We start from the raw sequence: 12,866 nt of genomic DNA, 5'->3' as shown, positions 1-12,866 counted from the left end.
AAATATCTGTCTATATCCATATTATAATATAAAAATTTTCAGAATGAAATGAATAATAATACATTGGACAAGAATCGACTGCAATATCGTTTAGGAATCTGCTACAATAGTGAAGCAGATTAGTACGAAATGAGGAGAGAATCATGAAAATCGGTATCATAGGTGCTGGTTCCATAGGATTATTGGCAGGGGCCTATTTAGGTGAACAGCACGAAGTGCATATGTTTGTTAAAAAGGAAGAACAAAGAAAAACCCTTGCGGAGGAAGGCATAATATGCGAGCAGTTCACAAAACCTGTGCCAGTTTATGCGCATCTCGTTACACAAATGAGAGAAGGTTACGACTTATGGGTGGTTACCATCAAACAACATGCGATGGATGACTTTTTAAAACAAGACCTTCCTAGTGACGCCCCCTATTTATTCCTTCAAAACGGGATGGGGCATTTGGAGAAACTATCACAAACTGGTTTGAAAAGCGCTGTCGGTGTCATCGAACACGGCGCATTAGCTAAAAGTTCAAACGAAGTCGATCATAGAGGGATAGGAAATATTCAAATAGCCGTTTATAGAAGAATGGAGCCCAATCATGGCAGATCCCTGGCAAAAGAATTACATACAGCAAACTTTCCGGTCGTTTATAAAGAACAATATGAGCCTATGTTAAAGAGCAAATTAATCATAAATACGGTGATTAATCCTCTTACTGCACTTTTCTCTCAACCAAATCGTTCCATCCTCACGAATCCATCCATAAATGAACTGGCCCGCATGTTGTGCAAAGAAGCTTGCTCCGTTCTAGGCCTTTCCTTTCTTGAAGAATGGGAGCGGGTGAAAAGAATCGCCGAAACAACAGGAGAAAATCATTCCTCGATGTTGAAGGACATCACGGAGAACAGGCTGACAGAAGTGGACAGCATCAGTGGCTACATCCTCGATCATGGGAAATACCCACTTCCTTACCATCACTTCGTCGTGCATGCCATTCATGCACTCGAATATGAAAGGGGGATTCGAAAAAGATGAGTGATCTGATCGTCTATACGATTGCGTTTCTGCTTACCCTGCCTATTCCTTTACTGGTGGTTTTCTACCTATGTGCCAGAAAATGGAGCAAGCATAAGTTAAAAGCCTTGCACCGTACAGCGAACTATACCGCGCCTATCTTTATTATGTCGGTTCATGTTCTCCTTATCGTCTTGTTTGACCGCAGCTTTCTACCGTTCATCATTATCTTCCTTTTGATCCTCTTAGGTATGTCGATGGTAGCACAATACAAAATAAACGAAGAAGTCCGCCTCTTCCGCGCACTCAAAGGGTTCTGGCGCGTAAGTTTCCTTTTGTTTATTCTTTTTTACATGGGGTTGAGTACGTTTGGACTCGTAACAAGAGTCTTTTTCAGTTAGTGTCTGAACAAAGCTTTTACATGAATTCTTCAGTCCGACATAAAATAATTAAAGCTAATGATAAGCACAGCCCAAATCAAAAAGGCTGTGCTTATACATGTTAAAGACTTCTTCACATGTTAGTTTTCCTTATTAGTTATTAAAGAATATGGCAGGATTGTGGAAGACTTGATTTCGAGACTTTTGTTGAGTGGATGGGGCTGCGGAGAATAGCTCGCTTTCCGCGGGGCCCCACACGAGGTGGGGTCGTTCGGTGTTGGCACAGGACGTGCCGAACTTAATCGAACTTCCACTATTCTTTTGAGCCTCCTCGGACTGCGTCCTGTGGGTTCTCACCCTGCACTTTTTCCCGCAGGAGTCTCACCATTCCCCTCCGCCCCTTTTCTATATCAGTGTCTCGAAACCACTTCCTAAAAAATTAGCTATTAGTTTGATGGGAGCATAAGGATAAAACTCCGATGCTCAGGTATTAGAATCCTGCAAGCTTGATTCAGAGCGTTATATACTTTTAACAATTGGGATAGCGGAAGACAACCCAACTTGGTAAATGGGTTCGTTTCTCACATACATCGAATAGGGTGGTTGGGAAGCTGCGAGACTCCCCCACAGGAAAGCGAGTAGCTTCCCAACCACCCCTGACACCCAATATGGTAAACGAACCCCGGTTATCTCGAAACTGAGTCTTCCACAATTGGGAGCTTATATGGAATTTAGAGGTTTCAAACAGATAATGTGAAGTCTGTGGTGGTTTTTTGTACAATACAATAGGATACATAATTAATCATGTAATTATTGCCGATAAAGGAGTCGTATAGAGATGCGCATCGAACCGATTGAACTTGAACCGAAACAAACGTTGTTTCGTGACTATAAAAACAATTATGAAAATATAGCTGATCGGTTTAACCACCACCCGTTTGAAGAATCTACTTGGGAGCGTCGGTTATCTGAAATAAGGAATCAAACGTATCAAAGGGCTGAGCTTTCTGAAGTGCTGAATCGAATGAATCGACGGTGGGAAGCTCCTGAGGAAACCCTTAACAATATTGAAAAGCTGAAAGATGAAGAGAGTGTGGTCGTCATCGCTGGCCAGCAAGCCGGCCTGCTCACGGGTCCGCTCTATTCTGTCCATAAAATCATATCCGTTCTGCAGCTGACAAAAGAAAAGGAACGCGATCTTGGAAAACCGGTCATTCCTGTTTTTTTGGATTGCTGGGGAAGATCACGATTTTGATGAGATTCACCATATCATGATGAAGCAGGGAAGCGGTATGGAAAAGATGACCATCGATCATACCCCTGAGACAAAAGCTTCCGTTTCTGAAATCACCATCGATCAACAAAAAGCTTCTTCCTGGCTGAAGGACGTTTTCGGAATGGTGAAGGAAACAGAGCATACGCAGGACTTTTATAAAGAAATGGAAAGGTTATTAAAAGAATCAGACAGTTACAGTGACTTTTTTGCCAAAGTGGTTTATCATCTTTTCCCTGAGGAAGGCCTCGTGTTAATGGATGCTCATGACCCGGAAGTGCGCCGTCTTGAAACGCCTTACTTCAGTACGATGATTGAAAAAAATAGAGAAATGGCCAGTGGTGTGTACGCGGTCTTGCAGAAAAACCGTCAGGAAGGGTATGAGACCATCCTTGACAGCGAGCTGGATGACGCCCACTTGTTCTATAGTTTCGAAGGAGAGAGGGTTCTCCTTGTACGCGATGAAGAAGGGAATTTCCGAGGGAAGAACAATGAAGTCGTCCTGACTGAAGCAGAACTGTTGAAGATCGCAGCAGAAACACCGGAGCTTCTCAGCAATAACGTAGTAACAAGACCGTTGATGCAGGAGGCCCTTTTCCCAGTCCTCGCCTTTATCGGAGGTCCGGGAGAAATCAATTACTGGTCTGTTTTAAAACCAGCTTTTGAAGCAGCGGAGTTGTGTATGCCGCCTGTTCTTCCGCGTCTATCCTTTACGATGATTGACAGGAAGACAGGGCAGCAGTTAAAAAATTTTCATATCCCAGCGGATGAAGCGATCCGCTCTGGAGTGAGAGAAAAGAAGATGAATTGGATCGCTTCCCAAAGCACCCCTCAGATACATCATCTAACTGAGCAGGTGAAGAAAGAAATAAACGCCGTCCATGCTCCACTTCGCGAAAAATCTGCGACACTCGGTGCAGACCTCGGTCAGCTGGCGGAAAAGAATTTGGAGTATATTTTGGAAAACATCGATTTTCTAGAGAAGCGGATCAACCATTCGATGGAATCCCGTCATCAACATGAAATGGATCAGTTTGAAAATATGGAATGGACACTTCATCCTGGTGGGGGACTGCAGGAGAGGATGTGGAGCATCGTCCCATGGGTGAATCAGTACGGAACGACGGTGTTTCAGCAGATGAACAGACACCATTTGAGCTTTAGAAACGATCATTATGTCGTATATTTGTAGGGAAGGTCCTCCACCATCCCCCACCACGAAAAAATATGATCAAACCCTTTAAAATCTTGCCTTTACGGGCAGGATTTTTTTCATGGGAATAGAATGATAAAAAAGTAAGTGGAGAAAAGTGGGGCGATGTGGTAAGGTGAAATTAGAAGGTGGGGGAACTCTATGTTCATGGGTGAATTTCAACACAACATTGATACAAAAGGACGGATCATCGTACCCTCGAAATTCCGCCCGGACCTTGGTGACAGCTTTGTTCTCACCCGAGGTTTAGATCAGTGTCTGTTTGCTTATCCTATGAACGAGTGGAAGCTGCTTGAAGAGAAGCTGAAAAAACTCCCCTTAACAAAAAAAGATGCCCGCGCTTTCACCCGCTTTTTCTTTTCTGGTGCTGTTGAATGTGAAGTAGACAAGCAAGGAAGAATCAACATTCCACAACCTCTTAGGAAATATGCATCACTGGAAAAAGAATGTGTCGTCATCGGCGTATCCAATAGGATAGAGTTTTGGAGTCATGATGAATGGGAAAGTTACTTCGAGGCATCTGAAGATTCCTTCTCAGAGATCGCAGAAAATATGTTGGATTTTGATATCTGATCGATAGAAACGAGTGAAACCATGTTTGAACATTACAGTGTATTAAAAAGTGAAACCATACAACATTTAGATTTGGACCCAGAAGGCATTTATGTCGACTGCACCTTAGGAGGCGGAGGGCACTCCGAAGCGATTGCCAAAGCCTTAAAGGGGAATGGCCGATTGATATCTTTCGATCAGGATGAGGTTGCCTTGAAAGCTGCAAAGGACCGCCTGGAAGATTATCAGGACCGTGTTACTTTCGTCCATGCCAACTTCCGTCAATTGGAAGAGAAATTAGCAGAACTTGAGGTAACGGAAGTCGATGGTATTATTTACGACCTTGGCGTTTCCAGTCCCCAATTGGATGTAGAAGAGCGAGGATTCAGCTACCATCAGGATGCTCCGCTCGATATGCGGATGAACCAGGAAGCAGAACTTAGTGCGAAAGAAGTTGTCAATGAGTGGCCCTACGAGGACCTTGTCCGAATCTTCTTCAAATACGGAGAAGAGAAATTTTCGAAACAAATTGCAAGAAAGATTGAAGCAGCAAGAAAAGAGAAAACGATTGAAACGACAGGAGAATTGGTGGAACTCATCAAGGAAGGGATTCCTGCACCTGCCAGAAGAAAAGGCGGACACCCTGGCAAAAGGGTTTTTCAGGCCATCCGTATTGCAGTCAATGATGAGCTTGGAGCTTTTCAGGACAGCCTTCATCAGGCAGCAAGAGTCGTTGGGGTCGGTGGACGGATTGCCGTCATCACTTTCCACTCTTTAGAGGATCGTTTATGCAAGCAGGCGTTCAAGAAATGGAGTACAAACCCTCCTTTGCCGAAAAACATCCCAATGATCCCTGAAGATAAACAGCCACCTTTTCAAATGGTCAGCCGAAAGCCTATTGTAGCCGATGAGTCAGAACTTGAGGAGAATCGTCGTTCACGTTCTGCGAAACTGAGGATTGTCGAGAAAGTCAAACCTTGGAATAAGGAATTCGAATTTAATGAAGGGTGGAAACAGACATGAGTGCTGAACAGATTAGAAAACAGCAGCCTTTACAGCAGCCTGAAAGACAAAAACAGGCGAAAGTAAAGGTACATAAAAAGAAGAAATGGATTAGTACAGGGGAGAAGTTCCTCTATTCGTTTGCCACGACTGCAGTGCTTGCAGCGTCGGTGTTTTTAGTGCAGACATCTGCTCAAACAGATACGATCAACCGTGATATCCGCGGGCTTGAACAAGAGATCCAACAACAGGCGTCTCTCAACGAAAACCTTGCTTATCAGGTGAAAGAACTCAGTAACCCGGATCGGATTTTGAGCATTGCTAAAGAAAATGGGTTGAATATCCAAAATGCACAAGTGAAGCAAGCCGGTAAAATCAATAACGAGTAACGGCTGGTGATTTCCTAATGAAAAAAAAGCAACAATAATAAAAGCTCCGCATTTTTGATGGTCGCCTTTGCGATTGTATTTTTCATCATTGCGGGGCGTTTCATTTATATTGAGACAGCAGAGACAGTGGAAGGTGTCGATTTGCAAAAATGGGCGGAAGACATCCGGACAAGCTCTTATGAAATCGATGCAGACAGAGGGAAAATCTATGATAAAAATGGCATGGTGCTTGCCTATGATCGGCCTACTTATAGAATTTATGCCATCGTAGACCCGGAGTATTCCGTTAACCTCGATCCACCGAGACACGTTACGGATGCAAGTGAGACAGCAGATAAACTGGCTCCACTCCTGGATATGGAAGCAAGTGAAATTAGAAAAACGATCGAGGAAGGTCAGGAAAATGAACGTTTCCAAGTCGAATTCGGTTCCAGTGGACGTTCTATCTCCCAAGAGACGAGAGATGAAATTGAAGAGCTTGAGTTGAATGGCATTGCCTTCAAACAAGAGTCGAAACGGTATTACCCTAATGGGAAATTTGCTTCCCATGTCATTGGCTTCGCCCGCAGCCAGGATGGAAACATCAACGGCGTGACAGGGATTGAGAAGCAGATGGAAGAACATCTGCAGGAAGAAAAGGGGAAGATCAGTTATGAACGGGACAAGTACGGAACGAAACTGTTAGATCCGAACGAAGTGATGACAGAACCCGAAAACGGGAACGATGTCCATTTGACAATAGACCAGAAGATTCAAACGTTCTTGGAAGATGCTCTATCACAGGTGGATGAACAGTATAGTCCTGAAAAGATTATGGCAGCGGTCATGGATCCGGATACCGGTGAGATTTTAGCGATGAGTAACCGTCCGAGTTATAACCCGAACAATATCGGGGACGTTGATAATTGGTACAACGACATTGTCTCCTACACGTTCGAGCCTGGTTCCACGATGAAAATTTTCACGTGGGCAGCTGCGATCGAAGAAGGTGTGTATAAAGGAAGCGATATGTTCAAATCAGGCACATACAAAGTACCAGGTCATACGATAGGGGACCATAATAATGGCGAAGGCTGGGGGCCTATTTCTTATGACGAAGGCTTTCAACGCTCCTCAAATGTGGCCTCATCAAAAATAGCTCTTGAGGTTCTAGGACCTACGAAACTACGAAAATATTTGACCGATTTTCATTTTGATGAGAAGACAGGGATCGATCTTCCGAATGAGAAAAATGGCCGCTTTGTTTTTAATAAGCCGTCTGAACAGGCGACGACTTCTTTTGGACAAGGTTCCACATTTACAGCTATCCAATTGATGACGGCAGCAACATCCGTCGCCAACGATGGCAAGATGATGCGCCCTTATATGCTGTCTAAAATCACCTCGAGTGAAACAGGAGAAGTATTGAAGGAAAACAAATCCGAAGAAATTGGACAGCCAATTTCTGAAAGCACAGCCAAACAAGTGCGTGACCTTATGGGTACAGTTGTTACGTCTGAACAAGGAACCGCACAATCGTTCAAATTGGATGATTACACGCTCGCAGGCAAGACAGGTACCGCTCAGATGATTGAGAACGGGCGTTATTTGACGGGGCGTAATAACTACATCTTCTCCTTCATGGGGATGGCTCCCAAGGAGGATCCTGAACTTCTCATGTATGTCGCTGTTCAGCAGCCGGACCTGGAAGTTACGGAGTTAGGTTCTGAACCTGTTTCTTACATTACCAGGACCGTACTTGAAAACAGTCTTCATTACATGGATATTCAACCGGATAAGGAATTGGATGAATCGATTTCACCGTTGACCATTCCGGATGTAATAGGAAAAGGTACGTCTACGGCAAAAGAGGAGCTGAAACAAACGTTCACGAGTGTAGAAGTCATTGGTAACGGTGGCGAGGTGACAGCTGTTCTTCCACAGCCAGACTCAAAAGTTGTAGAGAATCAAAGGGTCATGGTCATTACGGACAAACCGACCATGCCTGACTTGACCGGTTATTCAGCTCGAGATGTGCATAGACTTGTGAAACATTTCAACCTGAATATCGAGACGATGGGGAACGGCTTTGTACAAAAGCAAAGCATCCCTGAAGGATCCAGCATAAAAGAAGGCGGCTATTTAGTCGTAGAATTAGCTCCTCCAAGAGAGGAGTGACACCATTCCGGGCAGTGTTCTAATCGTTTCTAGATTGCATATAGTGATACAAGCTGACTCTACTGACTTCAAAAAGGAGTTATTAAGATGAGACGAGTATCACAAGTGGTCGTAAAGAAACGATTAGTCGCTGTCTTTCTTGTTGGAATGGTTATTTTTTTTGTCATCGCAGGGAGGCTCGGGTATGTCCAGTTTTTTCTAAGTGACTTCCTAATTTCCAAAGCGGAGGAATCTTGGAGCAGGGATATTACATTCGAACCTGAACGCGGGAAGATTCTCGATACTAATGGCGAAGTGCTCGTCGGAAACCAATCTGCACCGACTGTCATGGTCGTCCCGAGACAAGTGAAGGATGCGGATAAGACAGCTCAAAACCTTGCACAGATTTTGGACATGAGTGTAGAAAAAGCCTATTCTCACGTGACGAAAGTGACTTCTATTGAAAGAATTCATCCAGAAGGGCGTAAGATCAGTGAGGAACAGGCAGAAGCGATTCAGTCTTTACAGATGCCAGGCGTGTACATTGCGGAGGATTCAGAGAGATATTACCCTCACGGATCTTTCCTATCCCATGTGCTTGGCTTCAGTGGTATTGATAATCAAGGATTGCTCGGTCTAGAAGCGTATTATGACGAGGAATTGAAGGGGGAGAAAGGAGCGTTATCCTTTTTCTCAGATGCCAAAGGGAAACGTATGCCTGACATGGCGGATATCTATAAACCTCCCGTCGATGGAAAAGACCTGCAATTGACGATCGACTACAAAGTCCAGTCCATCATAGAACGCGAGCTTGATATCGCACAGGCCAAATACAACCCTGATGGAGCGGTCGCGCTAGCCGTCGATCCAGATACAGGGAAAGTTGTGGGAATGGCTACTCGTCCTAACTTTGACCCGGCTAATTATCAAGAAGTGAAACCGGAAGTCTATAACCGGAATTTACCTGTGTGGAGTACGTACGAGCCTGGTTCCACTTTTAAAATTATCACCCTTGCTGCAGCTCTGGAAGAGGATCTTGTCGACCTTGATGACGAACACTTCCACGACTCGGGGTCGATTAAAGTAGACGGAGCGACTCTTCGTTGTTGGAAGCGTGGCGGGCACGGGGATCAGACCTTTCTGGAAGTTGTACAAAACTCCTGTAACCCTGGGTTTGTCACCCTCGGTCAGCGCCTTGGTACAGAGAAGCTTTTTGAATATATCGATCGGTTCGGCTTCGGTGAGAAGACTGGTATCGACCTTGAAGGAGAGGGAAAAGGAATCCTGTTTAAACCGGAAAACGTCGGTCCTGTAGAGCAGGCGACGACAGCCTTCGGACAAGGGGTATCCGTCACACCAATCCAGCAGGTCATGGCTGTCGCAGCAGCAGTGAATGGGGGGTATTATTACGAGCCTTATATTCAGGAAGCGTGGCTCGATCCAACCACTGGTGAAACGTTAGAAAAAAATGAACCGAAGTTGAAAGAGAGAATCATCTCTGAAGAAACATCGGCAGAAATACGACGTGCTCTTGAAAGTGTTGTAGCAAAAGGAACAGGAAGAGGGGCATATGTGGAAGGGTATCGTGTCGGTGGGAAGACCGGTACCGCTCAAAAAGTCGGTCCAGACGGCAGATACATGGAAAATAACCACATCGTATCCTTCATCGGATTTGCTCCAGCCGATGATCCTGAACTAGTCGTATATCTTGCCATCGATAACCCGAAAAATACCGTTCAGTTCGGTGGCGTCGTCGCTGCCCCGATTGTCGGGAATATCATGGGCGACAGTTTACGCGCCTTAGGAGTGGAACCTAGGAAAGATGGGTTGGAAAAAGAATATTCCTGGCCGGATGAACCGTTAGTAGAAATTCCGGATGTGACAGGGATGGAGAAAAAAGAGTTAAATCAAATGCTCTTGAATTTGGAAGTGGAAGTCAGTGGAACTGGATCTAAAGTGATTACACAGGCGCCTGAAGCCGGTGTCAAAGTGCCAAGTGGTTCGACCATTCGTGTGTATCTAGGGAATTAAACCCATGTTTGGTATAATAAAACTTGTGAGCAGGTAAGGGTGACACATATGAAAATGAAGAAACTCTTGCGATATATTCCTTTTTATAAAGTGACGAAATCTGTGACAGATCTCCACATTAAAGGGCTCTCCATGGATTCCAGGACGACGGAGCCTGGCGATGTATTTGTCTGCCTGCGCGGCGTGGATGTCGATGGGCACCGGTTTGCGAAGGGCGCAGTGGAAAGAGGGGCAGTGGCTGTCATTGCTGAAGAAGAGGTGGCTGTCTCTGTTCCTGTCGTCCTTGTGAATGATACTTCAAGAGCAATTGCTATGGGAGCTGCTGCTCTTTATGGGTGCCCTTCAGAGTCTCTCCACGTTATCGGAGTGACCGGAACGAATGGCAAAACGACCATAACCTATTTACTGGAGGAAATCTTCCAACAGCATAAAAAGAAGACCGGAATCATCGGAACAATTCAGGTGAATATAGCGGGGGAGACGTTCCCGGTGAAAAACACGACACCGGACGCTCTTACCTTGCAGCGCTATTTTCATAAGATGCATGCGGCGGGCGTCGACCATGCGATTATGGAGGTATCTTCCCATGCCCTCGATCAAGGCAGGGTGTATGGCTGTGATTTTGATATTGCCGTGTTTACAAATTTAACCCAGGATCATCTGGATTATCATGAAAATTTTGATGATTATCTTCGTGCAAAGTCCCTATTGTTCGCGCAATTAGGGAATGGGTATAATAAGGAACGTGAGAAATTCGCGGTCATCAATAATGACTCCCCTCAGGCGAAGAAATTCATCCGCTCTACTTCTCAAGGATTGCTGACTTATGGCATTTTTGAACAGGCAGATGTAAAAGCAGAGGAATACACGATGACCGAAACGGGTACCGCCTTTATTATGACCACTCCCATCGGTTCGGTTTTCATAAAGAGTCCATTGATGGGGCTGTTCAGTATTTATAATATGCTGGCTGCAGCGAGTGCCGCTATCCTATCAGGCGTGCCTCTAGAGACGATTCAGCGATCCTTTCAACAGACTAAAGGTGTAAAAGGGAGATTCGAACCTGTAAGAGAAGGGCAGGGCTTCGGTGTTGTCGTGGACTATGCCCATACTCCAGATTCCTTGAAGAACGTTTTGCAAACGCTCCGGGATCTATGCAAAGGGACCATCACGGTTGTCGTCGGATGCGGAGGGGACCGTGATCGCAGCAAACGTCCTGAGATGGCGAAGGTAAGCGTCGATTATGCAGACCGGATCATATTTACCAATGATAACCCGCGTACAGAGGACCCTAAACAGATTTTCAGAGATATGACCGCCCATGTAAAAGGGCGTTATAAACAGATTGAGGATCGAAAAGAGGCCATTAAATACGCACTACATCATGCAAAAACAGGAGATATTGTTCTGATTGCAGGAAAAGGCCATGAAACGTATCAGGAAATCAAAGGCATCCGCCATCATTTTGATGATTGTGAGGTGGCCCGTACGATATTAAGAGAGATGAAGGAGCATCCATCATGAATTTAGAAGTCAATGAACTTACAAAACTTTTTCCGAAAAAACAAGGAGCCGCATCGGATCAGATCCACCTCAGGTCTGTGATGACTGACAGTCGAAAAATAGCCAAGCAAAGCTTGTTCGTCCCGATCGTGGGTGAGAATTTCGATGCGCACAATTTTCTTGGAGATGCGATTAAACAGGGAGCGGTCGCAACGCTATGGCAGGAAGATCAGCCTTTGCCGAAGCTGACACCTACGGACTTCCCTGTCTTTTTTGTGGAAGACACAACAAAGGCTCTTCAGCAATTGGCGTCCTATTACTTGAAAAAAGTAGATCCAGTTGTCGTCGGAGTCACCGGCTCAAATGGAAAAACGACAACCAAAGATCTGGCAGCATCCGTCCTGCAAATCAAATATAAAACACATAAGACCGCTGGTAATTTTAATAATCATATCGGCCTCCCTCTCACTGTCCTTGCCATGGATCCAGAAACAGAAGCAGTTGTTCTGGAAATGGGAATGGATCGTGCGGGGGAAATTTCCGTTTTATCAAGGCTTGCTGAACCAAACTATGCCATCATAACCAACATTGGAGAGTCCCATATCGAGAATCTCGGTTCCAGAGAAGGAATCGCAGGGGCGAAGCTTGAGATCACAGAAGGTCTTTCTAAAGAAGGGGCCTTAATTCTTGATGGAGATGAGCCATTATTGCAAGAACAAAAGTCTAAAAACTGGACGGTTACTTGTGGCTTTGGTAACACCCTTGACTATCAAGCTGAGATTCTTCAATTGACAGATGAGAGCAGTACGTTTAGAGTCGGTGGGCAGTCTTTTGAATTGCCTATGGCCGGGAAACACAATGTGAAAAATGCTACATACGTCATTGCTCTTGCCGAACGCTTAGGTTTATCTTCACAAGAGATCCAGCAAGGGTTCCAGCAGCTGCAAATGTCTGGCATGCGTTTTGAAAAACATGAGGGCCAAAAGGGTTCCTTGATCATTAATGATGCCTACAATGCTTCCCCGACTTCAATGAAAGCAATCATTGAAGTTGTCAGTCAATTGACATCTAAAAGCAGGAAAGTGTTAATATTAGGTGATATGTTCGAGTTAGGAGAACAATCAGAATCGCTTCACAAGAGTGTAGCCGCTGCCATTGATGAGAAGATTCAAGCGGTTTATACGATCGGTCAAGATTCCAAGGCCATCACGGATGCCGTACAGAATCAATATCCGTCCATTGAAACGCATCACTTTACAGACAAACAAACGTTAAGTCATCACGTCCGTCAAGGATTAACAGCGGACACCGTCGTACTCATCAAAGCTTCCAGAGGAATGAAACTAGAAGAATTACTTGAAAATCTCGTGGATTGATCGATAG

11 protein-coding genes are annotated in these 12,866 nt (G+C 44.9%); all 11 read left to right on the top strand.

The window, feature by feature from the left end; all coding sequences use genetic code 11:
• Window positions 1-143: 143 nt before the first annotated feature.
• The 11 genes from LC065_RS16150 to LC065_RS16100 all read left to right on the top strand — a co-directional run bounded on the left by LC065_RS16150 (window position 144) and on the right by LC065_RS16100 (window position 12,859).
• Complete coding sequence (locus tag LC065_RS16150; protein ID WP_226589160.1) at window positions 144-1,025, top strand: ketopantoate reductase family protein; 882 nt, start codon at window positions 144-146, stop codon at window positions 1,023-1,025.
• On the top strand, window positions 1,022-1,405 hold the full coding sequence (locus LC065_RS16145; protein ID WP_306163557.1) for a DUF3397 domain-containing protein: 384 nt from the start codon (window positions 1,022-1,024) through the stop codon (window positions 1,403-1,405). Before LC065_RS16150 ends, LC065_RS16145 begins: the two co-directional genes overlap by 4 nt.
• An 817-nt stretch (window positions 1,406-2,222) precedes the next feature.
• Complete coding sequence (gene bshC / locus LC065_RS16140; protein WP_306163556.1) at window positions 2,223-2,639, top strand: bacillithiol biosynthesis protein BshC; 417 nt, start codon at window positions 2,223-2,225, stop codon at window positions 2,637-2,639.
• A 16-nt stretch (window positions 2,640-2,655) separates the two neighbouring features.
• A complete protein-coding gene (gene bshC / locus LC065_RS16135; protein ID WP_371933459.1) occupies window positions 2,656-3,849 on the top strand; it encodes a bacillithiol biosynthesis cysteine-adding enzyme BshC in 1,194 nt (397 codons plus the stop codon).
• A 162-nt stretch (window positions 3,850-4,011) separates the two neighbouring features.
• Complete coding sequence (gene mraZ, locus LC065_RS16130; protein ID WP_160912596.1) at window positions 4,012-4,443, top strand: division/cell wall cluster transcriptional repressor MraZ; 432 nt, start codon at window positions 4,012-4,014, stop codon at window positions 4,441-4,443.
• A 21-nt stretch (window positions 4,444-4,464) separates the two neighbouring features.
• Window positions 4,465-5,445 (top strand): 16S rRNA (cytosine(1402)-N(4))-methyltransferase RsmH, encoded by a 981-nt coding sequence (gene rsmH, locus LC065_RS16125; protein ID WP_226589169.1) that lies wholly within the window; start codon window positions 4,465-4,467, stop codon window positions 5,443-5,445.
• Window positions 5,442-5,813 carry a cell division protein FtsL gene (ftsL, locus tag LC065_RS16120; protein WP_226589172.1) on the top strand — a complete coding sequence of 124 codons (372 nt, stop codon included), beginning with the start codon at window positions 5,442-5,444 and terminating at the stop codon, window positions 5,811-5,813. The genes rsmH and ftsL overlap by 4 nt, the downstream gene beginning before the upstream one ends.
• Before the next feature lie 57 nt (window positions 5,814-5,870).
• Window positions 5,871-7,970: a penicillin-binding protein gene (locus LC065_RS16115; protein WP_306163954.1), complete on the top strand. Its 2,100-nt coding sequence runs from the start codon at window positions 5,871-5,873 to the stop codon at window positions 7,968-7,970.
• An 87-nt stretch (window positions 7,971-8,057) separates the two neighbouring features.
• Complete coding sequence (locus LC065_RS16110; RefSeq protein WP_226589177.1) at window positions 8,058-9,980, top strand: stage V sporulation protein D; 1,923 nt, start codon at window positions 8,058-8,060, stop codon at window positions 9,978-9,980.
• 48 nt (window positions 9,981-10,028) lie between these two features.
• Window positions 10,029-11,504 (top strand): UDP-N-acetylmuramoyl-L-alanyl-D-glutamate--2,6-diaminopimelate ligase, encoded by a 1,476-nt coding sequence (locus LC065_RS16105; protein WP_226589180.1) that lies wholly within the window; start codon window positions 10,029-10,031, stop codon window positions 11,502-11,504.
• A complete protein-coding gene (locus LC065_RS16100) occupies window positions 11,501-12,859 on the top strand; it encodes a UDP-N-acetylmuramoyl-tripeptide--D-alanyl-D-alanine ligase (RefSeq protein WP_226589183.1) in 1,359 nt (452 codons plus the stop codon). Before LC065_RS16105 ends, LC065_RS16100 begins: the two co-directional genes overlap by 4 nt.
• The last annotated feature ends 7 nt before the right edge of the window (window positions 12,860-12,866 follow it).

Source organism: Halobacillus litoralis (assembly GCF_020524085.2).
In the GTDB taxonomy this organism is placed as follows: Bacteria; Bacillota; Bacilli; order Bacillales; family Halobacillaceae; genus Halobacillus; species Halobacillus litoralis_E.
This window is presented reverse-complemented; position numbering and strand designations above follow the sequence as displayed.

Bases quoted from the DNA above. Each gene is read 5' to 3' on its own strand.
- ftsL (WP_226589172.1), top strand. From the start codon at position 5,442: ATGAGTGCTGAACAGATTAGAAAACAGCAGCCTTTACAGCAGCCTGAA.
- LC065_RS16110 (WP_226589177.1), top strand. From the start codon at position 8,058: ATGAGACGAGTATCACAAGTGGTCGTAAAGAAACGATTAGTCGCTGTC.
- LC065_RS16115 (WP_306163954.1), top strand. From the start codon at position 5,871: ATGGTCGCCTTTGCGATTGTATTTTTCATCATTGCGGGGCGTTTCATT.
- LC065_RS16150 (WP_226589160.1), top strand. From the start codon at position 144: ATGAAAATCGGTATCATAGGTGCTGGTTCCATAGGATTATTGGCAGGG.
- bshC (WP_371933459.1), top strand. From the start codon at position 2,656: ATGATGAAGCAGGGAAGCGGTATGGAAAAGATGACCATCGATCATACC.
- LC065_RS16145 (WP_306163557.1), top strand. From the start codon at position 1,022: ATGAGTGATCTGATCGTCTATACGATTGCGTTTCTGCTTACCCTGCCT.
- LC065_RS16105 (WP_226589180.1), top strand. From the start codon at position 10,029: ATGAAAATGAAGAAACTCTTGCGATATATTCCTTTTTATAAAGTGACG.
- bshC (WP_306163556.1), top strand. From the start codon at position 2,223: ATGCGCATCGAACCGATTGAACTTGAACCGAAACAAACGTTGTTTCGT.
- mraZ (WP_160912596.1), top strand. From the start codon at position 4,012: ATGTTCATGGGTGAATTTCAACACAACATTGATACAAAAGGACGGATC.
- rsmH (WP_226589169.1), top strand. From the start codon at position 4,465: ATGTTTGAACATTACAGTGTATTAAAAAGTGAAACCATACAACATTTA.
- LC065_RS16100 (WP_226589183.1), top strand. From the start codon at position 11,501: ATGAATTTAGAAGTCAATGAACTTACAAAACTTTTTCCGAAAAAACAA.